This window comes from Bacillus sp. EB600 (genome assembly GCF_024494385.1).
Classification (GTDB): domain Bacteria; phylum Bacillota; class Bacilli; order Bacillales; family Cytobacillaceae; genus JAEVLT01.
This window is the reverse complement of sequence record NZ_JAEVLT010000168.1, coordinates 1-411: the sequence shown is the minus strand read 5'-3', so window position 1 is coordinate 411 and position 411 is coordinate 1. Positions and strand designations below refer to the sequence as shown.

The following is a 411-nucleotide window of genomic DNA, read 5'->3' as shown; positions in this document are numbered from 1 at the left end:
TTAAGGAAGAGAAGTCGTTAAGCGAACTTGCTTCCCACCATGGGATCCATGTGAACCAATTACGCCAATGGAAAAAGGCGGTGTTGGAACAATTGCCGCAGCTGTTTATGAAGGAGAACAAAAAACAGGATCTACTCATTTCCAGTTATGAAGACCAAATTCAAAACCTATATGCCGAAGTCGGAAAACTCACCACGCATCTGTCGTGGCTTAAAAAAAAATCTGGCATTAAAGACTAGAATTGAAAGACTAGATCTGCTAGATTGTGAGGATTCAGAACTCCCTATTAAAACCCAGGCTGAGCTAGTAAATCTTAATAGAACCAGTCTGTATTATAAGCCTATGGAGCCTTCCCCAGAGGAGTGTATCATCAAACATCGCATCGATGAACTTTACACGAAATACCCATTC

General features: G+C 41.1%; 1 pseudogene. It reads left to right on the top strand.

Features of this window, described 5'->3' with window-relative positions:
- Positions 1–411: pseudogene (locus JN080_RS29220) on the top strand (transposase family protein); the annotation flags it as partial.